This is a genomic window from Fulverythrobacter fulvus (genome assembly GCF_037154085.1).
GTDB classification, from domain to species: domain Bacteria; phylum Pseudomonadota; class Alphaproteobacteria; order Sphingomonadales; family Sphingomonadaceae; genus Andeanibacterium; species Andeanibacterium fulvum.
The window spans coordinates 320,419-345,019 of sequence record NZ_JBANRM010000004.1; the positions used below are offsets into that span (position 1 = coordinate 320,419).

Consider the following 24,601-nt stretch of genomic DNA (forward strand, 5'->3'; position numbering starts at 1 on the left):
AGTCGGCCGGTCAGGCCATCCAGGGGCCAGTGATGGCGAAGGTCGTGGTCGGGCTGAAGGCGTTGACGAACAGCGTCTTCCCGTCGGGGGAGAAACAGGCGCCCGCCAGTTCGGTCTGCATCCGCAGGCGGCCCAGCGTATAGGCCTCGCCCGCAGGCGTGATGCCGCGCAGGTGATTGTCGACCACTTCCGAATACTGGTCTTCGCACACCACCAGATGCCCGTTGGGCGCAACGGTCAGGTTATCGCCGTAATTGAACTGATCGAGAGATGCGGTTTCGAAAAAGAGTTGCAGCTGATCCCCACCAGCCTGCGGCTTCAGCCGGAAGATCTGGCCGCGCTGCAGCGCGCCGCCGGAGGTGCAGCAGAAATAAAGCTCCCCCTCACCCATGTGGATGCCTTCACCGCGCGCGAAGAGGACAGCGCCCTTCGCCGCACCCTGGAGGCGCAGATCGTCCTGCGGACTGTCGGGCACGTCGATATCCACCCAGTGGACTTCATGCCAATCGCCCACCTGCATCGCCGCGCTGTCATGATTGCGGCTGTCCGTCAGGCCGCCTTCAAGCGCCAACGCCTGCAGCCTGCCGCCTTCGGCAAGCTGGCCGGGAACCTTCGGGATGAAGCGATAGAGCAGCCCGTCGCCGCGATCTTCGGTCAGATAGACCATGCCGGTCGCTGGATCGACGCAGGCGGCTTCGTGGTTGAAGCGGCCCATGGCCTTGAGCGGCACCGGGTCTACCGGGCCAGTGGCATTGGCCGCCACTTCGAACACATATCCGTGATCCTGCCCCAGGCGCCCACCTGCCTTTGAGACGAATTCCTCGCAGGTCAGCCAGCTGCCCCAGGGCGTGGTGCCGCCCGCACAGTTACGGATCGTGCCGCCGAGCGAACGGAACTGGCTTTCGACTTCCAGTGTCGCGGCATCCAGCACGATAGTGGTCGTGCCGCCGGGCAGGACCGGGCCGGTCCCGTCCTGCCGGTCGTAACCGCGTGCGATCTCCCCGCCGCTGTCCCCATCGGGCATCAATTCGTGATTGCGGACAAGGGCGATCTTCCCATTGGGCAGCGCGAAACAGCCCATGCCGTCGCCATGATCCGGCACATTGCCGCCATCACTCATCCCGTCACCCAGACGGGAAAGAACGCGATAGGAAAAGCCCGCCGGCAGATCGAGCATGCCGGCGGGATCGGGCACCAACGGGCCATAACCTTCCGCCAGCTTCAGAACTGCCGCCATGCCCGGGCGGACCATGCAGTTCGCCGCGACCAAGGCCACAAACGCGCTGCCCGTCGCACGCAGGAACGCGCGACGGGCAGCCTCGGGAAGCGTGGCAAAAGTCAGTTTGTCGCCGGCGGTGCGGTCCATGTTTCAAGTGCCTTTTCGATGTCGGCCCATGAAACCAGCTTGAAGTTCTGGGCGCGCGTGCCGTTATGTCCGTCCTGAGCCACGAAGAGCCCGTTCGGATATTTCGGCCCGAAATCGCCCGCATGCAAGTCGATACCGTCGGTTTCCTCGGCTGAGCCGAAAGCACCCTCCGCAATCCGGAAACGACCGGCGGGCTCCATGCCCGGCAGGTGGAACACGGCATAGGTGTTGTCGCCCTGGCTGGAGGCGACCAGCCAGCCGCCGTTCTCGCCCTTGGGCAGGATCGCGAGGCCCTCGGTATCGGACACAAGCTGAAGATTGTCGTTCCTGGCGACAAGCTCACCCTGGGTCGCCCCGGCGGCAAAGCGCCAGATGCCCACGTCTTCTTCCCCGACATAGAGCGTGCCGTCGCGCGGATCGGCCACGCAGCCCTCTGTCTGCGTCGGAAGCTTCATGGTGCGGACCGGAACGGAAGCAGGCGTGGCGCCCAGTTCGAGGCGGAACTCCTCGATCTTCCCATCCTTCAGCACGGAGAAGGCGTGGAGGCCGTCGGGCTGCTCCAGCAGGCAGATGCCATAGCCCTCGCCCGCACCGCCCGGCACGGCGCCGAGCGGCATCAGCTTCGCATTGGCCGTGTCGAGCCGGTACAGGCGAATCTGCGCGGCAGCGATGTCATTGCGATCGCTCGCCGCCACGATCACACCGGCCGAACCCATGTCCTTCAGGTCGACATTATTGAGCCGCCCGTCGGGATGGAAATCGCGCACCTGTCCATCGAGGCCATAGACATAAAGCCCGGCCTTCTTGTCAGTGCCGATCACCAGGCTGGCTTCCGGATTGACCGCATTGCGCCAGATCGCGGGATCGTCGGCAGCATCGGCATTGCCGGTGCCGACCGGAACGGTCTCGCCCTGAGCGAATACGGGGGCCGCGGGCCAGGAATTGACCGGCGGCGTGGTACTGCAGGCGCCAAGGGCGCCTGCAAGCGTGACGATCAGAGCAGTCTTACCAACCCGCATCAGAAGTTCGCCTTCACGCCGAACTTGAAGGTCGGGCCGTATTTCTCGAACTGCAGCAGGCGCTGGGCGCCGCCGAAGTCCTGGTAGGCGAAGTATTTCGCGTTGTTGAGGTTGATCGCGTCGAAGGTCAGGCGCAGGTTTTCCATCACCTTGAACTTCGCCGAGAAGTCGAGCTGGAAGTGGTTGTTCACCCAGCGATCCTCTTCGGCATCGCCGCCGACTTCGTCGAGGTACTTGTCGCGATAGGTGCCGGCCAGACGCAGGTCGATCGGGCCCTTGTCGTAGCCGAGCACGACGTTGAACGTATTGCGCGAGGCGGCAGGCATGTGAATTTCGCGGCCGTCGGCCAGTGTCGCCTTGCTGTGGGTGTAGGTGTAGTTGAACTGCGTCAGCAGGCCATCCAGCGGCGCCGGCAGCATGGTGTAGGCCTGGCTGTAGCTCAGTTCGATACCCATGACTTCGGCGCTGTCGCCGTTGATGGCGGTCGTGAACTCGTCATAGGTCACGCCTTCATAGGTGAAGTCCGTAAAGCTCTGCGTCACGGCGTAGTTCTTGATATCCTTGTAGAAGCCGCCCAGCGAGATCGCGCCATTGCCAGAGAAGTAATAGGCAACGCCGGCATCCGCGTTCCACGCCTCGTAAGGCAGAAGATCGGGATTGCCGAACTCGGCTTCGTTATCCTCATTGACGGTCGAACGCGGCGCCATGGCCGACAGCTTGGGACGCACCAGCGTCTTGTAGCCGGCCAGACGGAACACGAGATTATCCTCGGGGCTGTAACGCAGCGTCAGGCTCGGCAACCAATTGGTGTAGTTGCGCTCGTACTGGACGGGCTCGACCAGCGGCAGGTCGAGATTGTCCTCGTCATCGGTCACGACGTTGCCGTTCAGCTCGTTATGCGTGTGCTCCATGCGCACACCGCCGATCGCGCGCCAGGTGGCGCTGTCCCAACGGCCGAGCAGGTAAGCGGCAGTGATGTCTTCCTTCACGGAATAATCGCTGGTCGCCGAGTCCAGGGCCGAGGCATATTCGTTGATCGACAGGTCTGCTTCGTTGTCGAGGAACCATTCGGCCGTGTCGGTCTTGCTCATGACCGGCCCCATGTTGAGCAGACGATAGGTCTGTTCGCCCAGCACATCGGCCAGCGTATATTTCTTCGACTTCTTGTAGCGGGTCATTTCGAAGTCATAGGACTTCTCCCGCCAGCGGGCCTTGGCACCGGCCTGGACGGTGAAGTCGCCGCCGGACATGGCAAACGTGCGCGCCAGATTGGCCTTGAGGGCGTATTCCTCGTCGGTGCTGCCCGAAAGCGTGGTCAATTCGACGCGGTCGAAGGTGTAGTTCTCCGGATCGTTCACTTCATCCGCGCCGCTGGCGATCGAATAGACCGGGATGTAACGGCCCGAATTGTCGAAATCGATCACGACGCCGGATTCGTCATCGAAGCTGGAAGCGAAACGGACCGGGTCAAGCGACCAGGTTTCCTTTTCGGAAGACTTGGCATAGCTGGCCTGCCAGTCGAACTTCCAGGTGCCGGTATCGGTTTCGCTGCCGACGGAGACCGAGCGGATGAGCTGGCGTTCGAAACGGTCCTTCAGGTCGCGCTCGACGGTGATTTCCTGATCGGCCGTATCGAAGCTGACGGTAGAACCGTTCACGGAAGACGGGCCATCATCTTCGAATTCGCTGAGATCAAAGGTCGTGCGGCGGCGATATTCGTGGTCGTCGAACTGCGCCCAGTTGCCGCGGATATAGGCCTTGGTGGTATCCGACGCGCGCCAGTCGAACGAGAGCGAAGCGTTGATGCGCTTACGCTTCACATCGTAATCGCGATATTCGACGGCGGGATTGAAGTAGGTGCCGTCGACTTCCAGCCAGTTGTCCGCTTCGACATTGTCGGTTTCGAACTGGCGCTCGTAATAGCTGACGGAACCGGCAATGCCGAAATTATCACCCAGCTTCTGGGTGAAGTCGAGGCTGCCCTTCGGGGTCACGCTGCCGTCGTAATCGTTGTAGCTACCCTCGGCGGTCACCGAATAGCGGTTCTTGCGCGCGTCGAAGGCGCTGGCGGTCTTGATCTCGACCGAGGCGCCGATGAAATCGCCGTCCATGTCAGGAGTGGCCGACTTCTTCACTTCGATCGATTCAATCGTATCCGAGGAAATGACGTCGAGCGCCACCGAGCGGACATCGGCTTCCGGGGCGGGCAGGCGCACGCCGTCGATCGAAGTGCCGTTCAGTTCCGGATCGAGACCGCGCACCGAAACGAAGCGGCCTTCGCCCTGGTCGTTGAGGATATTGACCCCCGGCAGGCGGCGCAGCGATTCCGCCACGTTCTGGTCGGGGAATTCGCCAACGGCATCGCGGGTAAGCACGCTGCTCACGCCGTCAGCCGCCTTCTGGCGCGACAGGGCGCTGGCAACGTTGGCAGCCTGACCGATGACGAGGATCGTATCCGAACCGCTGCCCAGAGCAACGTCCTGACGGATCGTGCCCGTCGCGGGAACTTCGATTGTCTGGCGGACCGTTTCGGCGCCGACATAGGTCACTTCCAGCGTGTAGGTACCGGCAGGAAGGTCGGCAATCGTGTAGCTGCCATCGCGGCCGGTGCTCACGACGCGATTCACTTCAGCAACGCGCACCTGTGCCGACTGCAGTGCAGCCGTTTCAGACGCATCGTAGACGAAGCCGGTGACATCGCCGGCCATCGCCGGGGTCGCGACGGCGACGGCAATGGCCGTGGCGCAAGTCGATACGAGCAAACGAGGGGTATTCATGAGGGGATATCTCCGATCCTGTGTCCGCGGCGGGCGGTAGGAACGGTTCGTGACGTGTCAGCTACGTGTCAGTGACAGTTACATGACATTCTACCCCTGTTGTCGAACGGCAACAGGTCGCCCCATCCAGCGATAGCTTTGCGGCCCCAAAACGGCGCCGGGCAATTTTGATCCCGCTCAACAACAAGCTTGGCCGACTCGGCTATTCGGCCAGCAGTGAGAAATTCGATCCGGGAGATAGCGCAATGAATGCCGGCCAGGCCGCAAGCGGCAAAAGGCAGATTTTTGGCACGGAGCCGTTCGACGGCGATCTGGCCATGCGGGGCTATGCGCTCAATGCCATGTGCTATTCCTTCAACCTGAAGGAAAATCGTGACGCCTTCGCGGCGGACGAAGAAGGCTACATGGCCCAATACTGCCTGAGCGAGGAACAGAAGGTCGCGGTGCGCAATCGCGACGTACTGGGCATGCTCGATGCAGGCGGCAACGTCTATTACCTTGCCAAGCTGGCGGGCATCCTCGGCCTCAACGTGCAGGATCTCGGCGCGCTGCAGACCGGCCAGAGCCTCGACGACTTCAAGGCAGCGCTTCTCGCCCATGGCGAAACCACCCGGAGGGCAGCAGCATGAGCCAGGTTGCAGGCGGCATCTTCACCAGCCACGTGCCGGGCATCGGCAACGCCATCGCGCGCGGGCTGCAGCAGGACCCTTACTGGAAGCCCTTCTTCGACGGATTCAATCCGGTCCATGAATGGCTCGCGCGGGAAAAGCCCGACGTCGCCGTGGTGTTCTACAACGACCACGGACTGAACTTCTTCCTCGACAAGATGCCGACCTTCGCCATCGGCGCTGCCGCTGAATACCGGCACGAGGACGAAGGCTGGGGCATTGCCTTCAAGCGTCCCTTTGCCGGCCATCCCGAGCTTTCCTGGCACATCATCGAGCAGGTGGTGGCGAGCGAATTCGATCCCGTGACCTGCCAGTCGATGCTGGTCGATCATGCCGTAGCCGTTCCTTACGAACTATGCTGGCCGGGCACGGAAGAATTTCCCGTCAAGCTGGTGCCGATCGCGATCAACACGGTGCAGCACCCGCTGCCCAGCCCCAAGCGCTGCTTCGACCTCGGCCGGGCAGTGGGCCGTGCGCTCAAGAGCTGGAAGGGCGGCGAGAAGATCGTCGTCTTCGGCACGGGGGGCCTGTCCCACCAGCTGGAAGGCAAGCGCGCCGGCTTCATCAACAAGGAATATGACCATTTCTGCCTCGACAATATCGGGCCGAATCCGGAAGCGCTGCTGCGCCACGATTCTCTCGAAATCGTCGAGCTGGCAGGCAGTCAGGGGGTGGAGATTCTCAACTGGCTGGCTGCACGCGGCGCCCTGACGGGCGACGTGGTGGAACTGGCGTCCAACTATCACGTGCCGATCTCGAACACCGCCGCTGCGACGGTATTGTTCGAAAATCGCGAATTCCTTCCGGCGTCGGCGTGATTTGATGAAGGTCAAAGCCCTCCTTGCTCCGACCGTTATCGTAACGGTCGTTATAAAGGAGAGGTAAAGCCATGGTCCACTTCCCACCCGAACCGCTCTATCAGGATGTCCTGCGGCTGATCCGCATCGAAGGGGACATCAATGACCTCGAGGTCGAAGGGGAAATCCCTGCCGACCTCGACGGGGCGTTCTATCGCGTCCATCCGGACCCGCAATTCGCGCCGAAATATCCGCATGACCAGTTCTTCAATGGCGACGGCATGGTCTCCATGTTCCGCTTCAAGGACGGCAAGGTCAGCTTCAAGCAGCGTTATGCCCAGACCGACAAGTGGAAGCTGGAAAATGCGGCGGGCAAGAGCCTGTTCGGCATGTACCGCAACCACCTGACCGACGATGAGAGCGTGAAGGGCGAAATTCGCGGCACGGCCAACACGAACGTGATGGTCCATGCCGGCAAGCTGTTCGCGATGAAGGAAGACAGCCCGTGCCTGATCATGGACCGCAATTCGCTGGCGACTGACGGCTACACGGATTTCGACGGCGATCTGGGCAATGCGCCCTTCACTGCCCATCCGAAAATCGATCACGAAACCGGCAATTTCTGCGGTTTCGGCTATGCCATCGACGGCCCGCTGACCGAGGCTTGCCATTATTTCGAGATCGACTCGGCCGGCAAGGTGGTGCGCAAGGCGAACTTCAGTGTTCCCTATTACACCATGCTCCACGATTTCTGCATCGCGGGCGATTATGCGGTGTTCAACGTCAGCCCCTATCACTCCGACTGGAGCGTGCTGGAGGAAGGACGCCCGCATTTCTATTACGACCGCGACCTCCCCTTCTATCTGGGTGTGCTGCGGCGCGATGGCGATGGCAGCGACATGCGCTGGTTCAAGATGGACCCCAGCGTGTGCGGCTGCCACGTGATGAACGCCTTCCAGGACGGGACGAAGATCCATTTCGACCTGCCGACCAGCAAGACGGGCAGCCTGCCCTTCTTTCCCGAAAAGGACGGCCGCCCGTTCAACCCGCAGGAAGCCGTCACTAATCTGATGCGCTTTACCGTGGACCTTGCCTCCAACAGCGACGAGATTCAGTCAATGGAGCCGCTCGGCAAGATGCCGGGCGAATTCCCGCGCATCGACGATCGCTTCGCCGGCAAGCCCTATCGCCACGGCTGGATGATCACTTACGATTTCGCCAAGCCCTATAACGGCCCTCCGGGACCCTTCGCGGGCGTGATCAATTCGCTAACCCATTATGACCACGCCACCGGCGAGGAACAGAGCTGGTGGTGCGGGCCCGACGGCGCCCTGCAGGAACCCTGCTTCATTCCGCGCAGCAAGGACGCGCCGGAAGGCGACGGCTGGCTGGTCGCGCTCGTCGACAACCACGTCACAAACTATTCCGACTTGTGCATCTTCGATGCACTCGATGTCGCAAGAGGTCCTGTTGCTCGTGCCAAGCTTCCCCTGCGACTGCGTCAGGGACTTCACGGCAATTGGGCAGACGGGGATAAGCTCGCGGCCTGACCGCCAAGAGCCCCCTGTCGCTTCTCCCGACTTGGCGGTCTGCCCCCCTAGCCCAGGGCAGGCCGCCTTCTTTTTTGTCTTGCGAGGGGAGGTCTGACGAATTTCGCCGCGCTTGGCAAGACGCAGCGATCAGACGTGAAAAAGCGGGGCCCGCAGATGCAGACCCCGCTTTCCGGGAGAGAGGGTTTCAGACCGCCGAACTGAAGCGGCGCTGGGAATCCTGACGATAGGGATCGAAAGCCGCCGCAATGCTTCGTGCATAGGGCAGAGCCTCGCCCGCAATCGTCAGCACGCCTTCGTCATAAGTGCACAGGCCGCGCTCGAAATAGGGGGCGAGGAGCGGCATGGCCTCATCCACCAGTTCGAGCGAGATCGCTGCCGCGCCCTGGCACAGCAGCGCCTCGATCACCTTGCCGCGCATCTGATCGTCCCCGTCGCGCACGATCCCCGCCGAATGGGGCAGGATGTCCTGCGACAGCAGCATGCGATAGCGCCCGGCATTCTTCTCGTTCTGCACCAGCAGTTCGGGAAAGCTGCTGATCGCCGAAGCGCCCAGCCCCAGCAGGACCGGTGCCGTATCGTCAGTGAAGCCCTGGAAATTGCGATGCAGCCTGCTCGACAGGGCCGCCTGCGCCAGTGGATCGCCGGGCAGCGCGAAATGGTCGAAGCCCACCGGCTCATAGCCAAGGCCCGTCAGCTCGCGATAACCGAACAGAGCCATGGCGAAGCGTTCGTCCTGGCCAGGCAAATTGGTCGCGTCGATCTGCTTCTGGCGCGGGATCAGATGGGGCACGTGGGCATAGCCGAACAGGGCCACGCGATTGGCGCCCAGCAAAGCGGTGCGTTCCAGCGTCTCCTCAAGGTCCTGCTGCGTCTGGCCGGGCAGGCCATACATCAGATCGAAATTGAGCGAACCGACACCCGCACGGCGTAGCATGGCGGTGGCGCGCTCGATCATCTCGGCCGGCTGCACGCGCCCGATTGCCTCCTGCAGATGCGGGGCAAAGGTCTGCACGCCCAGGCTTGCATGGGTGATGCCGACGCCCGCCAGCACCTCACCCCAATGATCTTCCAGCGTGCGCGGGTCCAGTTCGATGGAGATATCGGGCGTGGCGAGCGGGAAATGCACCACCAGCGCATCCATCAACCGGACGAAATCGGTGGGCGCAATCGCATTGGGACTACCGCCGCCGAAGGCGATCCGGCGCACCTTGGCGCCGCGCGGCAGGCGCGAACCGACCAGTGCGATCTCGCGATGCAGTGCCTCGAGATAGCTCGCCAGCCGGTGCTTCTTGTTTGCCGCGCCAGTGTTGCAACCGCAATACCAGCAGATCTTCTCGCAATAGGGGATGTGCAGATAGAGCGAGACATCGCCGGCCGCGGCTTCCAGCGCGGCGCCATATTCCTTCGCGCCTGTGCCGGACTTGAACTCGGCGGCGGTGGGGAAGCTCGTGTAACGCGGCACGGGCCGCGAGAGCAGATCGGGATAATAAGGCCACATGAGAGCCTATAGAGCAGGCCTGGCACCCTTCCGCATTGCGGTGGGTCAAAGAGAAGGCTTCTAATCGCCCTCGGGCTCTCCGGGCAGGCCTGCCCCATTGCCCGCGCCCTTGCGCTTCTTATCCGAGGAATGGCAGCCCTTGGCACAGCAAGCGGCACCCTGCGTGCCCGGCAGCGGATTGTCGAGCGGCACGCTGATCGTACCCCCGCCGCACAGGGTCATCAGCAGCGCTTCACCGCGCAGCATGAGCGAGGGGTTGGCGGCGGCCGGGACCAGCGCCACCACGGCGAAGGCCTGAGTCAACGGGCCCATCAGCTATCCTCCTCATCGTCAATCAGGATGCGGCTGGCAGCGCCGTCCATATCCTCGAACTGGCCGCTCTTCATCGACCAGAAGAATGCCGCCAGCCCGCCAAGGCCCAGCAGCAGCGCCACGGGAATGAGGATCGCGATCACATTCATTCCGCCCCTCCTCTCACCGTGCCGAACGCGCGAGGCGCAGCGAATTGGCGACCACTACCAGCGAGCTGGTCGACATGGCCAGCGCCGCGATCATCGGAGTGACATAGCCGGCAATCGCCAGGGGCACGGCCAGCATATTGTAACCGATCGCCAGGACGAAATTCTGCTTCACCACCCGCATGGTGGAGCGCGCCACATGCACCGAGCGCGGCAGGGCCATCAGCGAATCCTGCACGAAGACTAGATCGGAAGCCTGCAGCCCCACATCGCTGGCGGAGCCGGGGGCAATGGAACTGTCTGCCTTGGCCAGAGCCGGGCCGTCATTCAGCCCGTCGCCCACCATCAGCACGTTGCGGCCCGCGCCTTGCAGCCGGCGGATCAGGTCCTGCTTGTCCTGCGGCGAGGCCTCGGCCTGGGCGAATAGGCCAGTCTCGCGTGCGACCTGAGCGACCGATTCCCTGTGATCGCCCGAGATGATCGAGGCTTCGACCCCCATCTTCGCCAGACGCGCCAATGCCTCGGCAGTGTCAGGGCGCAGGCGATCAGCAAAGGGGATCAGCCAGGTCGGGCGCCCTTCGATCTCCAGCGTCACGGCAATGCCGCTCGCCCCTTCGGGGCGGCGCAGTGCGACCTTGCTGCCCCGATAGCTGGCGAACACGCCCTCGCCCGGGCGTTCCTCCACGCCTTCCAGCTCGACAGCGCGCACATTGCGAGCGGTGAGCGATCCGGCCAGCGCCTTGGAAATCGGGTGGCGGCTATGCGAAGCAAGCGACAGGGCCACGGCTGCCGCGTCGGGCGGGAGATTGGCCAGAACGGCCGGATCGGGCACCGGTCGGCCGAGCGTGAGTGTCCCTGTCTTGTCCAGCAAGGCACGGTCTGCCTTGGCCAGCCTCTCAAGGGCCGAGCCGTCCTTCACCATGATACCGGCCCGCATCAGCGCGCCGCTCGCCACGACCTGCGCCACGGGCACGGCAAGGCCCAGCGCACAGGGGCAAGTGATGATCAGCACCGAGATCGCGATGACGAGCGACTGGTACCAGCCAGCCCCGGCAATCATCCAGCCAGCGAAAGTCAGGGCCGCAAGCGTGTGAACCGCTGGGGCGTAAAGCCGGGCGGCGCGGTCGGCGATGCGGACATATTTGGAGCGGTCCTGCGCGGCGGCTTCCATCAGCCGGGCGATTTCCGCCAGTGTGGTATCCTGCCCGATGGCCAGCACGCGCACGTCCACCGGGGCATCGAGATTCAGGGTACCGGCCAGCACGCGGTCCCCCGCCGCGCCGGGCACGGGCGCGCTTTCGCCGGTAAGTAGCGACTGGTCGAAGCGGCTGCCGCCGGACACGATATCGCCATCGGCGGCCAGCCTTTCGCCCGCCGCCACGCGCATCACCATGCCAGGGGCCAGATCGTCGGCCTTCTTCCATTCGACAGTGCCGTCCGCCGCCACGACCATGGCGCCCTGCGCTGCATGGCTGAGCAGCGCGTCCACGCCGGTACGGGCCCGATCACGCATCATCGCGTCGAGCACGCGGCCTGCCAGCAGGAAGGCCAGCAGCATCAATGCTCCGTCAAACCAGGCATCGTGCCCGCCAGTGACAGTCTCGTAGATGCTCAAGGCGGTGGCGAGGGTCACACCGATGGAGATCGGCACGTCCATATTCGTCCGGCCGCGCCGTAATACGCCCCAGGCGGACTTGAAGAAGGGCATGCCGCCGTAAATGATGGCCGGGATGCCGATCCCGGCGGAGATCCAGTGGAACATGGAACGAGTGGCGCCATCCGCCCCCGACCAGACGCTGACCGAAAGCAGCATCACGTTCATGCAGGCAAAGGCCGACACGGCCAGCGGCGCGAGCAGCGGCTTCACTGCCGATTGCGAGCGGGCCAGTGCGCCCTTGCGCGGTTCAGCCTCGAACCCGATGCGGTCCAGTTCTTCCACCAGATCCCGCGGCCGGACCGAGGCGTCATGCGCGATGGTGACCTGCCGGGCGGACAGGTTCACCCGCGCGGAGACGATGCCGGGGCGCCCCTCAAGCCCGCGCTCGATCTTGGACATGCAGCCTGCGCAATGCATGCCGGGCACGGCAAGCACCGTCTGGACGGCGTGGTCCTGATCCTGGCGGGCTAGTGCGGTCACTGCAGTGCTTCCTCCGCGCGCCAGCTGTCGCTGCCGGCCTGTGCCTCAAGCCGCAGGATCCAGCGCCCGGCGGGCAGGGACTGGGCCGACAGGAAGGTGCCGTCGGGCTGACGGGCAAAGCTCATCTGCACGTCGGGCAACCTGCCAAGCGGATGGCGTGCCTCCGCCTTGAGTATGGCGCCTTCAGGGGCGCCCCCAAGGGCGACCGTCACGCGTCCGTCCGCCAGCCGGCTTGCCTGCGCCTTCCAGCCGAGTTCCTGCGACTTCTCCGCCTTGTCGAGCCAGCCATTGAATTCCTGGCTCGCCACATAGGAGTTTTCGACTACGACGCCGCCGAATGTGGAAGTGGCATAACGCGCCATCACCACATTCACCGTGCCGACCGTGCCGAAGAACGCGACGAGGATCGCAGCGGCATGCCAGCCGGTGAAACGGCCTGTCTTGGGGGACGAAGTGGTGTTCATTCCTCTGCTCCGGGTGCTTCGAAGTTGGCCTCGCCGCTATCGCTCTCGCCCTTTTCGTCGAGCGAGCGCAGGGTGAAGGTGAACTTCTGGCTCTTTGCGCCTTCCGGCATGACGACATAGGCACGCATCGTGTCGATCTCGTCAGCGGGGACATCGCGCACAATCTTGCGGGCGGCCGCCTCGCGCGGCATGTCCTCGCTCCACATCACGGCGCCGGGAAGGCCCTCGATCGCCACTTCCATCCTGCGCGGACGGCTTTCCATATTGCGCAGCTTCAACGTGTAGGCATTGCGCACCGAACCGTCGCTCATCAGCATGAAGGGCGGGTTGCGATCCTGCGCGACCGTGACGTCCGTATGGTTGCGCGTGCCGAGGGCGAACAACAGGGCCAGACCGAGCCCGCCCCAGACGCCCAGATAGATCAGCGTGCGCAGATGCAGGATAGTCTTCCACACGGGGCGCGGCGTTTCGCCTGCGGCTTCGCGCTTGTTGTCCTCCAGCGTGGCATAGTCGATCAGCCCGCGCGGACGGCCGACTTCCTTCATCACGCGGTCGCAGGCGTCGATGCACAGCCCGCAGGTGATGCAGGCGATATCCGGCCCGTTACGGATGTCGTAGCCGGTCGGACAGACGGCAACACACTGGTTGCAATCGATGCAGTCGCCGAATTCGCCGGGGCTCTTTTCCGCCTTCTTCAGGCTGCCGCGCTTTTCGCCGCGCCAGTCCTTGTAAGTGACGATCAGCGATTTCTCGTCCAGCATCGCGGTCTGGATGCGGGGCCAGGGGCACATGTAGATGCACACCTGTTCGCGGGCGAAACCGCCCAGCAGGAAGGTCGTGGCAGTCAGCACCGCGACGGTCGCATAGGCGATGGGCTCTGCCTGTCCGGCCCAGAAATCATGGGTCAGCGTGGGCGCATCGGCGAAATACATGATCCACGCACCGCCGGTCCAGAAGCTGATCAGCAGGTAGATCGAATATTTGAGCGTGCGCTTGAATATCTTGTTCGGGCCCCACGGAGCCTTGGCGAGGCGTGCCTGGGCGTTGCGGTCGCCATCGACGAAGCGGTCGATATGCTGGAACAGATCGGTCCACACGGTCTGGGGGCAGCTATAGCCGCACCATGCGCGGCCGACGGCGCTGGTGACCAGAAACAGGCCGATGCCGGCCATGATGAGCAGGCCCGCCACGAAATAGAATTCATGCGGCCAGATCTCGATGCCGAACATGTAGAAACGGCGATGGGCGAGATCGACCAGCACTGCCTGGTCCGGGGCATAGGGCCCGCGATCCCAGCGCAGCCAGGGGGTGCCGTAATAGATCGCCAGGGTGACGAACATCACGAACCACTTGAAGCGGCGGAAAGGGCCGTCGATCTTCTGCGGATAGACGCCCTTCCGCTTTTCGTAGAGCTTCTCCGGCCCCGGGATATGCGATCCCGGGACCTTTATTCTGTCAGGGTTGTTCATTGGTCGGTTCCGCCGGGGTTGCGGGTGCAGCAGGTGCCGCCTGCTCGGTGAAATCTTCGCCCCCTCCCAGCGAATGGACATAAGCCGCCAGCATCTTGATCGTCACGGGGTCCAGACGGTTGCCCCATGCCGGCATGACGCCTGCGTGCGCATTGGTGACGCTTGCGATCACATCCTTGCGAGCGCCGCCGTACAGCCAGATCGCGTCGGTCAGGTTCGGCGCACCGAATTCGCGCATCCCCTTGCCATCGGCGCCATGGCATACGGCGCAGTTTTCCTGGAACAGCTGTGCCCCCGCGGCGCTGTCCTTGCCCTTGCCCGAAAGCGCGAGCACATGGCTGGCCACCGCGCTGATCTGACCGCCGGTCAGAATGCCGTCACGGCCGAAGCTGGGCATCTGGCTGAAGCGGGTCTGATCGTCGCCCGGCTGGCGGATGCCGTGGATCAGCGTGGTCTCGATCGCCTTCAGGTCGCCGCCCCACAGCCAATCGTCGTCATTCAGGTTGGGATAGCCCTTGCTGCCCGCCGCGCCCGAGCCGTGGCACTGGACGCAATTGACCTTGAAGGCCGCACGCCCACCGGCCACCGCCGCGCGCATCAGTTCCGGATTGCCCGGCAATTGCTCGATCGGCATGCCGGCCAGCGCGGCGACATTGGCGGCGCGTTCTTCTTCCTGCGCCTTCATCTCGGTGGCGAGCTGCCCGCGGCTGGTCCAGCCGAGCATCCCTTCGGTGCCCTTGGAGATCATCGGCCAGGCCGGGTAGGCGATACAATAGACCAGTGCCCAGAAGATGCAGGCATAGAAGCTGAGGATCCACCACCGCGGCAGCGGGTTGTTCAGTTCTTCGATGCCGTCCCATTCGTGCCCGACGGTTTCGACGCCGGTTGCCTCGTCGATTCTCTTGTCAGTCATCGCTATCGTCCTTGAAGATCGCTTCGGCGGCTTCCTGATTGTGGCCCTTCGAGCCCGGCCGGAACGGCCACAGGCACAGCCCCACGAACACCACCATCATCGCCATCAGGCCCCAGCTGTCGGCGATGTGGCGGAGGTTGTCGTAGATCGAATGGCCGCTCATCGGCCCTTCTCCGTCGCCAGGTCTTCCTGAGCCGCCGCACTGTTCACGTCGACCAGGGTACCGAGCATCTGGAGATAGGCGACCAGCGCATCCATTTCGGTCAGCCGCTGCGGATTGCCGTCATAATCGCGGACCTGCGCCTTGGGATAGCGCGTGGCGAGATCGCCGGCATCGGCATTGGGATCGGCCTGGGCGAGCAGATCGGCCTTGGCGCGTTCGATATCGGCCTTGCTGTAGGGCACGCCGACATTCTTCAGGGCCACCAGCCGCGCTGCAGGATCGCCGATCTCCAGATCGCGATCCGCCAGGAAGGCATAGGGCGGCATCACGCTTTCGGGAACCACTGCGCGCGGGTCCTTGAGGTGCTGGACGTGCCATTCGTCCGAATAGCGGCCGCCCACGCGGGCCAGGTCAGGCCCGGTGCGCTTGGAGCCCCACTGGAACGGATGGTCGTACATGCTTTCCGCGGCGAGGCTGTAATGGCCATAGCGTTCGACCTCGTCACGGAAGGGACGGATCATCTGGCTGTGGCAGACATAGCAGCCTTCGCGCACATAGATGTCGCGCCCTGCCTGTTCGAGCGGCGTGTAGGGACGCATCCCCTCCACTTTCTCGATCGTGTTGTCGATCCAGAAGAGGGGAGCGATCTCCACGATCCCGCCAATGATCACCGCGACGAAGGCGAACACGCCCAGCAGGGTGACGTTGCGTTCCAGCTTCTTGTGATGCTGAGTAAGGCTTACCATTGCTTTTCCCTCCTCACTCGGCCGGAACAGCGACCGCCGGACGGTCGGCTTCTTCATTGTATGCAGCAGTGCTCATCGGAGCTTCCTGACGCTGATGCCCCAGGATGGTGCGCCACACATTGATCACCAGCAAAACGGCACCGGTGAGGTAGAGCAGACCGCCGAAGGCGCGGGCCAGATAGTCCCAGTGCAGGGCGGCAACCGTGTCGGCGAAGCTGTTCACCAGATAGCCGTCGGCACCGTATTCACGCCACATCAGGCCCTGGGTGATGCCTGCCACCCACATGCTGGCGGCGTAGAAGACGATCCCCAGCGTCGCGAGCCAGAAGTGCCAGTTGACCATGCGGATCGAATAGAGCCGCTCGCGCTTCCACAGGCGCGGAACCAGGAAGTAGATCGCCGCGAAGGTGATCATCCCGTTCCAGCCCAGCGCACCCGAGTGCACGTGGCCGATGGTCCAGTCCGTATAGTGGCTGAGCGAGTTCACGCTCTTGATCGACATCATCGGGCCTTCGAAAGTGCTCATGCCGTAGAAGGCAAGGCTGAGCACGAACATGCGCATGATCGGATCGGTGCGGACCTTGTCCCACGCGCCGTTCAGCGTCATCAGCCCGTTGATCATGCCGCCCCAGCTGGGCATCCACAGCATGATCGAGAAGACCATGCCCAGCGTCTGCGCCCAGTCGGGCAGCGCCGTGTAGTGCAGGTGGTGCGGACCAGCCCAGATATAGAGGAAGATCAGCGCCCAGAAGTGGATGATCGACAGGCGATAGCTGTAGATAGGGCGTTCGGCCTGCTTGGGCACGAAGTAGTACATCATGGCCAGGAAGCCGGCGGTCAGGAAGAAGCCGACCGCGTTATGGCCATACCACCACTGCACCAGCGCGCCCTGCACCCCGCCGAAGAACGGATAGCTCTTCGAACCCAGCAGGCTGACCGGGATGTCCACATTGTTGACCAGGTGGAGCATCGCGACAGTGATGATGAAGCTCAGGTAGAACCAGTTGGCCACATAGATATGCGGTTCTTTACGCTTCAGGATCGTGCCGACGAAGACGACGAGATAGGCCACCCACACGATGGTGAGCCACCAGTCCACATACCATTCGGGTTCGGCATATTCCTTCGACTGGGTGATCCCCAGCAGATAGCCGGTGGCGGCCAGCACGATGAACAGCTGATAGCCCCAGAACACGAAGCGGGCGAGGCCGGGGAAGGCCAGGCGCGCGCGGCAGGTGCGCTGCACCACGTAAAAGCTCGTGGCGATCAGCGCATTGCCGCCGAAGGCGAAGATCACGGCGGAGGTATGCAGCGGCCGCAGGCGGCCGAAATTCAGGAACGGCTCCAGATTGAGCAGCGGATAGGCCAGCTGCAGGGCGATGAACAATCCCGCCGCAAAGCCCGCAATCCCCCAGAACACCGTCGCGATCACGCCCCAGCGAATGGGATCGTCATCATATCGCGATTCGTCGGGTGTCCTGAGTATCCCCTTGGCGATCGCGGCGTAGTCCGCCTTGTTCACGCTCACCACCAGCCCGATCAGGGCGGCAATGGCGACGATCGTCATGTGGATGGCGAAGCCGCTGTCATGTGCGCCGGCTACGGCGATCACGGCCAGCAAAAGGATCGCGAGCCATATGCCCGCGCCTGATACCACCTTTACCATGAGACGTTACCTCCAGTCCGGAGCGGCCTTTGCCCCTCGCGCGTCCTCGTCACATTGATCGCTGTCAAATCGCCGTGCCTCAAGCACCTTTTGACGTTTTCGTCCGTTTTGCGCGGGATCAATGTTTTGCCCCGCCGTCGGTGTGAATGGAGCATCGCGCTGCAAAAATCCTTGGCCGCACAGGGTGGCCACTGCGGCGCGAGGGATAAGACACGATGCGTATGATGACCGCCGCCGTGGCCCTGGCAACGGCTTTCGCCCTGTCGGTTCCGGCTCACGCCGAAGACGGCGCCAGCGGCGACAAGGGCAAGTGGCAATTCAAGCTGCTTGGCACTGCCGTGCTCGCCGATGGCAAGCTCACCGAAGTGAACAAGGACCTTGTAGGCCTTCCCGGCACGCTCGAGACCGAAGCCAACGACAATTACGTGCCCACCGTGGCGATCGAATATTTCTTCACCGACAATATCTCGGTGGAAACGATCTGTTGCGTCACCCAGCACGATGTCGATGCGACCGCCGGCCTTCCGGGCGCCGAACTGGTCAGCGACGCCAAGATCATCCCCGCGACCTTCACCCTGAAGTATCACGTCGATGCCGGCCCGATTAAGCCCTATATCGGCGCGGGTCCGACCTACTTCATCTTCATCGACGAGAAGCCCGGTGCGGCTGCCGTCGGCCTTGGCGCCAACGGCTTCAAGCTGAACGACAAGTTCGGCGTGGCCCTGCAGGCCGGCGTGGATATTCCGCTCGGCGATGGCGGCATGTCGCTCGCTCTCGATGCGAAGAAGTACTTCCTCAACACGTCGGCCCATTGGTACGTCGACGGCACCGAGGTGATCGCCACTCGCCACGCGCTCGACCCCTGGGTGCTGAGCGCCGGCATGGGCTTCCGTTTCTGAGGATGCCCGAAACGCCCTTCCCCTTCGTCCGGAAGAGGAAGGAACGGGCATAGGGGTCAGCCCGCCCTTGCCTCGAGCGCCGCGCGGTCAAGGATCGTAACCGCGCGGCGCGACGGCAGATCGACGATCCCATCTTTCTTGAGACGCGTGAACTGGCGGCTGACGGTTTCGATCGTCAGGCCCAGAAGATCCGCGACCTGCTGGCGCGAGAAGGGCAGTTCGAATTCGCTCAGCATTTCTTCCGGGTCTTCGCAGCCCGGCTCGGACAGTCTTTCCGACATGTCGAGCAGGAAGGTCGCCAGCTTTTCTTCCGCATTCTTGCGGCCCAGCAGCAGCATCCAGCGGCGCGTGCGGTCCAGTTCGGAAAGGGTGCGCTTGAGCAGCTTGTGCTCCAGCGCCGGGTGGTCATGCGCGAAGCTGTCGAAATCGGTGCGCGAGAAGACACACACATTGGCTTCCGTCAGCGCGGTGACCGAATGGCGGGTGGTGGTGCCGAAGGGGCGGCCGATGAAATCCGAGGGGTAGACGACGCCCACGATCTGCTCGCGCCCGTCTTCCGTGCCGGTGGAGAGCTTGAGCACGCCTTCGATCACATTGGCGACCAGCAGGGAATCGTCACCTTCCCAGATCAGCGATTCCCCGGCTTCCAGCTTGCGGCGGCGGCCGATCGAATTCAGCGCGGCAACCTCATTCGCGTCAAGCGCGGCGCAAATTGCCCGGTTGCGCACCACACATGTATCGCAAAAGCCCATGGCGCCGCTTACCAATGGTAGCGCGTCGCCACAACAAGTCTATATCAACCAGTTGAATTACCTTGATAATATTCAAGGAAATCGGGCTTTTCCGGCATTTTGGATACCTATTTCGATGCGACTCCGCCACAGTGCCGCAGCGCCGGTTCGCGCCGCTGCCCCACTACGCGGCGGAGCGGGCGGGCGGCACCTGCCGGTCGACGATGATCGCGGCGGCCGAAACCAGGACCGCGGCCACGCACAGCACCGCGAAGAAGGGCACCACGCTGCCTTCGCCCAGATCGAGCAGCCAGCCGCCCAGCCCGCTCGCCGTGATCGCCCCGATGCGACCGACGAAGATGCCGAAGCCGATCCCGGCGGAGCGGCACGAAGCCGGATAGCCATAGGTCATCATGGCATAGAAACTGGCGATGGCCGCGCTGAACAGGGCCGCGGAAAGGCCGATCAGCGCCACGATCACATTGCCCTCGCCTGCCCCCGGCACGCCGGAAAGCTGCTCCAGCCGGAAGGCCAGCACCAGCAGGGTCAGGAACAGGCTGACGCTGAGCACCGCCATTACGATGCGCGAGCCGAAACGCTGGACCAGCAGGCCCGCCGCAATGGAGGACGCGATCGAGGTCAGCCCCGCGACCGAGACGGCATAGCTCGCCTCTTCGAAGGTGAAGCCCTTGGCGGTCAGCATGGTGGTGGTCCAGTTGAGGATGCCATAGGCGCAGGTGGCGGCCGCCGCGAAGGCGATCCCGATGCCGAGATTCAGGCGCAGATTGCCCTTGTCGAACACGCCGACGGCAACCCCGTCGCGGTCCGTATGGTGGCGTTCGGGCACGATGTCGTCATCGCCGGGCAGCACCTTGCGTGCCGCAGCACGGGCCTCTGCCGCCTTGCCGCGCGCGAGGAGGAAGCTGGGGCTGTCCCGCAGCACGAACACGATCAGGAAGACGACGAGCAGCGTCGCGGCGCCGATCACGATGAAGGAGCCGCGCCAGCCATAGAGATCGACCAGCGTGGGCGCGAGCGCGGCGACCACCAGCCCGCCCGCAGGCGTGCCCACCGAAAGCGTCGTGACGCCGACCGAGCGCCAGCGGTCCGGCAGCCATTCGCCCGCCAGCGTGATCGCATTGGCATAGGCCGAGCCGAAGCCCAGCCCGCCCACCACGCGCCATGCCGCCATCTGCCAGACGTCGCCCGCCTGGCTGGCGCCCATCGTGGCAAGCGAGAACAGCACGGTGGCGATGGCCAGCGACCAGCGCCGCCCGATCGTGTCGCCCAGCCAGCCGCCGCCCCAGGAACCGATGCCGAAGCCGACCAGCGCCGCGCTCATCGCGATGCCGAAAGTGCCGCCGGCAACGCCGAATTCCTCGATCACCTTGGGGGCCACGATGCCCAGCAGCTGCGCATCCATCCCGTCGCACACCAGAACCAGCATGCAGATGGCGAAACTCGCCACCGAAAAAGCCTTGAGCGGCGAGCGCGACAAGGCCTCGCTGAAGGTCTGGGCCATCCTCTATTCTCCCTCTTATCCCCGTGCCGGCGCGATATGCCGGTCTATGATCCAGGCCGACGAGCTGACTGCCAGGGCACAGGCCGCCATCACGCCGAAGAAAGGCAGCACCGAAGCGCCGCCCCAATTGAGCAGATATCCGCCCGACCATGCCATGGCGATGCCGCCGATCCGGCCGAGCAGCATGCCGAGCCCGATCCCGCTGGACCGGCAGGACACCGGATAGCCCAGCGTCATCATGGCATAGATCGTCGAAATGCCGAGGCTGGCCACCCCGCCCATCACGCAGGCCACGGCATAGATCGCCAGCAAGGTGGCGCTGTCCGGCGCGGCGGCGAGATGTTCCACCATCAGGCCGAGGGCGACAATCGTGGCGAAAGTGACGAGCGAGCAGCCCGCCATCACCAAGCGCGATCCCAGCACGCGCACCAGATGCCCGCCTGCCAGAGCGCCGACCACCGACATCAGCCCGCCCCAGAAGATCACGCCGATGGCCTGATCCTGCGTGAAGCCGCGCGAGGTGAACAGCACCGCGCCCCAGCTCGTCAGGCCATAGACCACGGCGGTGGAAGCGGAAAAGGCGATGCCCACGCCCAGCGTCAGGCGGCTATTGCTGCGATGGAACAGGCCCACGCCATTCCCGCCGGAACCATTGCCATTCCGCGCCGCATCGGCGGGCGTGCCAGCTTCCGGCAACAATTCGATGTCGGCCCCCAGCACGCGCCTTGCCGTGCGATTGGCCGCCTCCTCGCGCCCCTTGGCCAGCAGCCATGACGGGGATTCCCGCACCAGCAGCAGAGTAAGGAAGCCGACCAGAACGGAAGCCCCGCCGAAGATCACGAACACACCCCGCCAGCCGAAATCGTCCAGCAGGAAAGGGGTAATCCCCGCCGCGATAGTGCCGCCCGCAGGAGTGCCGACGGAGAGCAGCGCGATCACATAGGTGCGGAACCGTTCGGGTATCCATTCGCTGGCGAGGGCAAGACCATTAGGGCCGGCCGATCCGAAGCCCAGCCCGCCGAGAAAGCGCAGCACGGCCAGCGTGCCGACCGTTTCGACCTGGCTGGAAGCGACGGTAGCGACGCCGAAGATCAGCGCGGAAGCGAACAGCGAATTGAGCCGCCCGATCCGGTCCCCCAGCCAGCCGCCCAGCCACGCACCCACGCCCATGCCGATCAGCGAGGCGGAAAGGGCCACGCCGAATTCGGCCCGGTCCACGCCCCATTCGGCAATGATGCCGGGCACGACAAGGCCAAGGGCCTGCGCGTCCATTCCGTCGAAAACCAGTACCAGCAGAACCATCGCCACCACGGTGAGCTGGAACAGCCGCACCGGGCCTGTGCTTACGGCCTGCGAAAAAGTGATCTGCACCCAGTCATCCCCCTTCGCCCGGCCGTCCGCTCTCTATGGCGGATCAGCCCAGCAGGTCTTTTGTCACCTCGCTTATGTCTCTTGCGCCCAGCAGGCCCATGGTCCTGACGGTTTCGGCCTTGAGAAGTTCCAGCGCGCGCACCACGCCGTCCTCGCCTCCGGCGGCGAGACCGTAAAGCGCGGCGCGCCCAGCCAGCACGCCCCTGGCGCCCAAAGCCACGGCCTTCACTACATCGCTGCCGCGCCTTACGCCGCTATCCAGCAGGACTTCGAGCTTGCTGCCCACGGCCGAAACAATGGCAGGCAGCGCCTCCATCGAAGAAATGGAACTGTCCAGCCCGCGAGCGCCATGGTTGGAAACCACGATCCCGTCCGCCCCGGCCTTCACCGCCAGTTCGGCATCGTCGGGCCGCAGCAGGCCTTTCAGCACCAGCTTGCCCTTCCAGCGATCGCGCAGACGAGCGATTTCGTCCCAATCGATATTGTCCTGCTTGAACAGGGCACCGGGATGCACGCTCTGCGTTACGCGGCTGCGCAGCCGGTCAGGCAGGTTGGCCTGAGAAGGAATGCCTCCGCTCATGGCATAGCGCCCCATCACGCCCAGCAGCCAGCGCGGATGCATCAATATGTCTGCCGTGTTCCGCGCATTGAGGCGGAAGGGCGTGCCGAAGCCGTTATGATAGAGATATTCGCGATTGGGCGGCACCGGCAGGTCCAGCGTGACGAGCAGTGCCTCGCAGCCCAGTTCCTGCGCCCGGTCCACCACGGCGTAGGAGAGCGAACGGTCTTTCCAGGTGTAGAGCTGGAACCACAGCCGCCCGCCCGCCGCGGCGATCTGATCGATATCCATCGTGCTGGCGCTGCAGATGGTGAAAGGCACGCCCGCGCGCGCGGCGGCCTTGGCCAGCGCCAGATCGCCCTGATACCACAGCAGCCCCGCCGCCCCGGTGGGGGCCACGGCCAGCGGAATGGCGGACGGCGTGCCCAGCAGGCTGGTCGATCCGTCCACCTGTTCCACATTACGGGCCACATGCGGGCGGAAAGTTACGGCATCGAAGCCCGCGCGATTGCGCGACAGGCCCAGCTCGTCTTCCGTGCCGCGCTCGACATATTCCCACACGCCCAGGGGCAGGCGGGCTTTCGCCCGCTTGCGCAGGTCGGCAATGTTGAAACTGCCGAAGGTCGGGCTACCGGTCATGCAAACATTCCTTCGTCATCGCGAGCGAAGCGAAGCGATCCAGAGCCTAACGCGCCAGGCCCTGGATTGCCGCGGGCCTCCGGCCCTCGCAATGACGAACAGGAAAGCAAGTCCCTCAGCCGCGGCCGAGGAAGGGCAGCTTGTTCTGGACGATCATCGCCTCGTAGAAATTGAGGTGATCGGGCAGCGCGGTCATGTGGATGATCGCATCGGCGATATCTTCCGGCATGGCCGCGAAATCCTTGTCCAGCTTGACCGCGCCGGGCGCGATTTCGGTGGCCACGATGCCGGGATTGAACATCGAAGCGGCAATGTTGAAGTCCCGCCCGTCGATAGCGAGCGAGCGGGTCAGCCCATCGAGGCCCCACTTGCTGGCGGCATAGGCCGGGCTGTCCGCACGGGGCACGCGGGCCGAGATCGAGCCGACATTGACGATGCGGCCATGGCCCTTGTCCTTCATGATGCGGAATGCCTCGCGGCTGCACAGGAAGGCGGAAGTGAGGTTGGTGTCGATCACCCGGTGCCACATTTCGAGCGAAAGCTCGTAGACCGGGGTGCTGTCGGCAATGCCGGCATTGTTGATCAGGATGTCCACGGTGCCGAAACGGTCCACGGCCTGCTTGAACAGATTGGCCACGGCTTCCTCGCTGGTGACATCGGTCGCCGCGGCCAGCGCTTCGCCGCCCGCAGCCTCGATCTTCTTCACCAGGCCCTCCAGACGGTCCACCCGGCGCGCGGCCAGCACTACCTTTGCCCCGGCAGCGGCATAGCCCAGCGCACAAGCCTCGCCGATGCCGGAACTGGCACCCGTGACGACCGCGACACGCCCTTTGAGGATTTCAAGATTCACCGGCTTCCTCCAAATTTCTCGTTTGCTCTAATCCCTGCCTCTCCCCCAACCGAAAAACGGAGCGGAGTGCAAGCCGATAGTGCGCAAACGAAGGACGGGGTGCGCCTGCAACGGGGATGACGAAGGTTGGGTTCAATCCCCTTTGTCATCCCGGACTTGTTCCGGGATCCCGCTTTCTGCGGGGTAAGAAGCTGGACCCCGGAACAAGTCCGGGGTGACAGTTGGGGTGGAGCGGCGTATTTGGCGATTCTACTTGACATCACGAACCGTTTCGGTTATATGCCCCGCACCTTGCTGCGATAGCAAGTCGCAAGGTTCAATCCGGAGGGCGGCATG

The 24,601-nt window shown here is 63.8% G+C and carries 22 protein-coding genes; 4 read left to right on the forward strand and 18 right to left on the reverse strand.

From position 1 onward, the window contains the following. Nucleotides 1-10: 10 nt before the first annotated feature. The 3 genes from WFP36_RS13640 to WFP36_RS13650 are packed head-to-tail and all read right to left on the reverse strand — an operon-like array spanning nucleotide 11 to nucleotide 5,162. Entirely contained in the window at nucleotides 11-1,366 is a 1,356-nt protein-coding gene (locus WFP36_RS13640; RefSeq protein ID WP_336981167.1) for an alkaline phosphatase PhoX, read from the reverse strand. Continuing rightward, nucleotides 1,339-2,385, reverse strand: a complete 1,047-nt coding sequence (locus WFP36_RS13645) for a phytase (protein ID WP_336981169.1) — start codon at nucleotides 2,383-2,385, stop codon at nucleotides 1,339-1,341. Before WFP36_RS13645 ends, WFP36_RS13640 begins: the two co-directional genes overlap by 28 nt. Beyond that, nucleotides 2,385-5,162, reverse strand: coding sequence for a TonB-dependent receptor (locus WFP36_RS13650; protein WP_336981171.1), 2,778 nt, complete (start codon nucleotides 5,160-5,162; stop codon nucleotides 2,385-2,387). The genes WFP36_RS13645 and WFP36_RS13650 overlap by 1 nt, the downstream gene beginning before the upstream one ends. 167 nt (nucleotides 5,163-5,329) lie before the next feature. Between WFP36_RS13650 and WFP36_RS13655 the strand changes: the two genes are divergently transcribed. From WFP36_RS13655 to WFP36_RS13665, 3 genes are all read left to right on the forward strand, one after another. Further along, entirely contained in the window at nucleotides 5,330-5,791 is a 462-nt protein-coding gene (locus WFP36_RS13655; RefSeq protein WP_336981173.1) for a protocatechuate 4,5-dioxygenase subunit alpha, read from the forward strand. After that, nucleotides 5,788-6,648 (forward strand): class III extradiol dioxygenase family protein, encoded by an 861-nt coding sequence (locus tag WFP36_RS13660; protein ID WP_336981175.1) that lies wholly within the window; start codon nucleotides 5,788-5,790, stop codon nucleotides 6,646-6,648. Before WFP36_RS13655 ends, WFP36_RS13660 begins: the two co-directional genes overlap by 4 nt. Nucleotides 6,649-6,719: 71 nt before the next feature. Then, nucleotides 6,720-8,177, forward strand: a complete 1,458-nt coding sequence (locus WFP36_RS13665) for a carotenoid oxygenase family protein (RefSeq protein ID WP_336981177.1) — start codon at nucleotides 6,720-6,722, stop codon at nucleotides 8,175-8,177. Between the two features lie 187 nt (nucleotides 8,178-8,364). On the opposite strand, the gene WFP36_RS13670 is transcribed toward WFP36_RS13665, so the two are convergent. From WFP36_RS13670 to ccoN, 10 genes are read right to left on the reverse strand one after another with little or no spacing between them, the layout of a single operon-like run. Continuing rightward, a complete protein-coding gene (locus WFP36_RS13670; protein WP_336981179.1) occupies nucleotides 8,365-9,678 on the reverse strand; it encodes a radical SAM protein in 1,314 nt (437 codons plus the stop codon). Between the two features lie 60 nt (nucleotides 9,679-9,738). After that, on the reverse strand, nucleotides 9,739-9,990 hold the full coding sequence (locus tag WFP36_RS13675; RefSeq protein ID WP_336981181.1) for a hypothetical protein: 252 nt from the start codon (nucleotides 9,988-9,990) through the stop codon (nucleotides 9,739-9,741). Beyond that, nucleotides 9,990-10,139 (reverse strand): cbb3-type cytochrome oxidase assembly protein CcoS, encoded by a 150-nt coding sequence (ccoS, locus tag WFP36_RS13680; protein WP_336981183.1) that lies wholly within the window; start codon nucleotides 10,137-10,139, stop codon nucleotides 9,990-9,992. The genes WFP36_RS13675 and ccoS overlap by 1 nt, the downstream gene beginning before the upstream one ends. Before the next feature lie 13 nt (nucleotides 10,140-10,152). Then, a complete protein-coding gene (locus WFP36_RS13685; RefSeq protein ID WP_336981185.1) occupies nucleotides 10,153-12,273 on the reverse strand; it encodes a heavy metal translocating P-type ATPase in 2,121 nt (706 codons plus the stop codon). Continuing rightward, nucleotides 12,270-12,737 (reverse strand): FixH family protein, encoded by a 468-nt coding sequence (locus tag WFP36_RS13690; RefSeq protein WP_336981187.1) that lies wholly within the window; start codon nucleotides 12,735-12,737, stop codon nucleotides 12,270-12,272. Before WFP36_RS13690 ends, WFP36_RS13685 begins: the two co-directional genes overlap by 4 nt. Then, the gene (ccoG, locus tag WFP36_RS13695) at nucleotides 12,734-14,206 is read right to left on the reverse strand and encodes a cytochrome c oxidase accessory protein CcoG (protein ID WP_336981189.1); all 1,473 of its coding nucleotides are present in this window, start codon (nucleotides 14,204-14,206) and stop codon (nucleotides 12,734-12,736) included. The genes WFP36_RS13690 and ccoG overlap by 4 nt, the downstream gene beginning before the upstream one ends. Beyond that, nucleotides 14,193-15,119, reverse strand: a complete 927-nt coding sequence (gene ccoP / locus WFP36_RS13700) for a cytochrome-c oxidase, cbb3-type subunit III (RefSeq protein WP_336981191.1) — start codon at nucleotides 15,117-15,119, stop codon at nucleotides 14,193-14,195. The genes ccoG and ccoP overlap by 14 nt, the downstream gene beginning before the upstream one ends. Then, nucleotides 15,112-15,282, reverse strand: coding sequence for a cbb3-type cytochrome c oxidase subunit 3 (locus WFP36_RS13705; RefSeq protein WP_336981193.1), 171 nt, complete (start codon nucleotides 15,280-15,282; stop codon nucleotides 15,112-15,114). Before WFP36_RS13705 ends, ccoP begins: the two co-directional genes overlap by 8 nt. Beyond that, on the reverse strand, nucleotides 15,279-16,028 hold the full coding sequence (gene ccoO / locus WFP36_RS13710; protein WP_336981194.1) for a cytochrome-c oxidase, cbb3-type subunit II: 750 nt from the start codon (nucleotides 16,026-16,028) through the stop codon (nucleotides 15,279-15,281). The genes WFP36_RS13705 and ccoO overlap by 4 nt, the downstream gene beginning before the upstream one ends. Before the next feature lie 13 nt (nucleotides 16,029-16,041). Continuing rightward, complete coding sequence (gene ccoN, locus WFP36_RS13715; protein ID WP_336981196.1) at nucleotides 16,042-17,694, reverse strand: cytochrome-c oxidase, cbb3-type subunit I; 1,653 nt, start codon at nucleotides 17,692-17,694, stop codon at nucleotides 16,042-16,044. 215 nt (nucleotides 17,695-17,909) lie between these two features. Between ccoN and WFP36_RS13720 the strand changes: the two genes are divergently transcribed. Next, the gene (locus WFP36_RS13720; RefSeq protein WP_336981198.1) at nucleotides 17,910-18,593 is read left to right on the forward strand and encodes an OmpW/AlkL family protein; all 684 of its coding nucleotides are present in this window, start codon (nucleotides 17,910-17,912) and stop codon (nucleotides 18,591-18,593) included. Between the two features lie 56 nt (nucleotides 18,594-18,649). Here the strand turns inward: WFP36_RS13720 and WFP36_RS13725 are convergent, their stop codons facing one another. From WFP36_RS13725 to WFP36_RS13745, 5 genes are all read right to left on the reverse strand, one after another. Beyond that, nucleotides 18,650-19,345 (reverse strand): Crp/Fnr family transcriptional regulator, encoded by a 696-nt coding sequence (locus WFP36_RS13725; protein ID WP_336981200.1) that lies wholly within the window; start codon nucleotides 19,343-19,345, stop codon nucleotides 18,650-18,652. Nucleotides 19,346-19,508: 163 nt separating this feature from the next. After that, complete coding sequence (locus tag WFP36_RS13730; RefSeq protein WP_336981202.1) at nucleotides 19,509-20,846, reverse strand: MFS transporter; 1,338 nt, start codon at nucleotides 20,844-20,846, stop codon at nucleotides 19,509-19,511. Nucleotides 20,847-20,861: 15 nt separating this feature from the next. After that, nucleotides 20,862-22,217 carry an MFS transporter gene (locus WFP36_RS13735; protein WP_336981204.1) on the reverse strand — a complete coding sequence of 452 codons (1,356 nt, stop codon included), beginning with the start codon at nucleotides 22,215-22,217 and terminating at the stop codon, nucleotides 20,862-20,864. 43 nt (nucleotides 22,218-22,260) lie between these two features. Then, nucleotides 22,261-23,415: an alpha-hydroxy acid oxidase gene (locus tag WFP36_RS13740; RefSeq protein WP_336981205.1), complete on the reverse strand. Its 1,155-nt coding sequence runs from the start codon at nucleotides 23,413-23,415 to the stop codon at nucleotides 22,261-22,263. 115 nt (nucleotides 23,416-23,530) lie between these two features. Beyond that, the gene (locus WFP36_RS13745; RefSeq protein ID WP_336981207.1) at nucleotides 23,531-24,265 is read right to left on the reverse strand and encodes an SDR family oxidoreductase; all 735 of its coding nucleotides are present in this window, start codon (nucleotides 24,263-24,265) and stop codon (nucleotides 23,531-23,533) included. Nucleotides 24,266-24,601 lie beyond the last annotated feature (336 nt).

Bases quoted from the DNA above. Each gene is read 5' to 3' on its own strand.
- WFP36_RS13660 (WP_336981175.1), top strand. From the start codon at position 5,788: ATGAGCCAGGTTGCAGGCGGCATCTTCACCAGCCACGTGCCGGGCATC.
- WFP36_RS13720 (WP_336981198.1), top strand. From the start codon at position 17,910: ATGCGTATGATGACCGCCGCCGTGGCCCTGGCAACGGCTTTCGCCCTG.
- WFP36_RS13740 (WP_336981205.1), bottom strand. From the start codon at position 23,415: ATGACCGGTAGCCCGACCTTCGGCAGTTTCAACATTGCCGACCTGCGC.
- WFP36_RS13665 (WP_336981177.1), top strand. From the start codon at position 6,720: ATGGTCCACTTCCCACCCGAACCGCTCTATCAGGATGTCCTGCGGCTG.
- WFP36_RS13670 (WP_336981179.1), bottom strand. From the start codon at position 9,678: ATGTGGCCTTATTATCCCGATCTGCTCTCGCGGCCCGTGCCGCGTTAC.
- ccoO (WP_336981194.1), bottom strand. From the start codon at position 16,028: ATGGTAAGCCTTACTCAGCATCACAAGAAGCTGGAACGCAACGTCACC.
- WFP36_RS13675 (WP_336981181.1), bottom strand. From the start codon at position 9,990: ATGGGCCCGTTGACTCAGGCCTTCGCCGTGGTGGCGCTGGTCCCGGCC.
- ccoP (WP_336981191.1), bottom strand. From the start codon at position 15,119: ATGACTGACAAGAGAATCGACGAGGCAACCGGCGTCGAAACCGTCGGG.
- WFP36_RS13650 (WP_336981171.1), bottom strand. From the start codon at position 5,162: ATGAATACCCCTCGTTTGCTCGTATCGACTTGCGCCACGGCCATTGCC.
- WFP36_RS13640 (WP_336981167.1), bottom strand. From the start codon at position 1,366: ATGGACCGCACCGCCGGCGACAAACTGACTTTTGCCACGCTTCCCGAG.
- WFP36_RS13645 (WP_336981169.1), bottom strand. From the start codon at position 2,385: ATGCGGGTTGGTAAGACTGCTCTGATCGTCACGCTTGCAGGCGCCCTT.
- ccoN (WP_336981196.1), bottom strand. From the start codon at position 17,694: ATGGTAAAGGTGGTATCAGGCGCGGGCATATGGCTCGCGATCCTTTTG.
- WFP36_RS13725 (WP_336981200.1), bottom strand. From the start codon at position 19,345: ATGGGCTTTTGCGATACATGTGTGGTGCGCAACCGGGCAATTTGCGCC.
- ccoS (WP_336981183.1), bottom strand. From the start codon at position 10,139: ATGAATGTGATCGCGATCCTCATTCCCGTGGCGCTGCTGCTGGGCCTT.
- ccoG (WP_336981189.1), bottom strand. From the start codon at position 14,206: ATGAACAACCCTGACAGAATAAAGGTCCCGGGATCGCATATCCCGGGG.
- WFP36_RS13690 (WP_336981187.1), bottom strand. From the start codon at position 12,737: ATGAACACCACTTCGTCCCCCAAGACAGGCCGTTTCACCGGCTGGCAT.
- WFP36_RS13705 (WP_336981193.1), bottom strand. From the start codon at position 15,282: ATGAGCGGCCATTCGATCTACGACAACCTCCGCCACATCGCCGACAGC.
- WFP36_RS13730 (WP_336981202.1), bottom strand. From the start codon at position 20,846: ATGGCCCAGACCTTCAGCGAGGCCTTGTCGCGCTCGCCGCTCAAGGCT.